The 362-nt window shown below is 71.0% G+C and carries 1 protein-coding gene; it reads left to right on the forward strand.

Translation table 11 applies throughout. The features are described 5' to 3' along the window. Positions 1-362 (forward strand): phosphopantetheine-binding protein (locus AAW13_RS43920; RefSeq protein ID WP_143145129.1); only part of this gene is annotated, 362 nt, incomplete at both ends.

A 362-nucleotide genomic window follows, 5' to 3' on the forward strand; every position in this document is an offset into this window, starting at 1 on the left:
GGACGGCATCCCCACCCCCACCGAACTCCGCACTTACGCCACGGAACACCTGCCCGCGTTCATGGTGCCGGCGGTGTTCATGGAAGTGGCCGGGTTGCCGCTGACGGTGAACGGCAAGGTGGACCGGGCCGCCCTGCCCGAGCCCGACGGTGGGCGCGCGGTGTCGGCGGAGACATACGTGGCCCCGCGCACCGACACGGAGCGGGTCCTGGCCGGCGTGTGGGCGCAGGTGCTCGGTTTGGAACGGGTCGGCGTCGACGACAACTTCTTCGAGCTCGGCGGGGACTCGATCAGCAGCATCAGGGTCGTGGCCCGCGCCCGGGAACTGGGCGTGCACGTCACCGTGGCCCAGCTCTTCGACC

The sequence above is a fragment of the Streptomyces humi genome (genome assembly GCF_001005085.2).
Classification (GTDB): domain Bacteria; phylum Actinomycetota; class Actinomycetes; order Streptomycetales; family Streptomycetaceae; genus Streptomyces; species Streptomyces humi.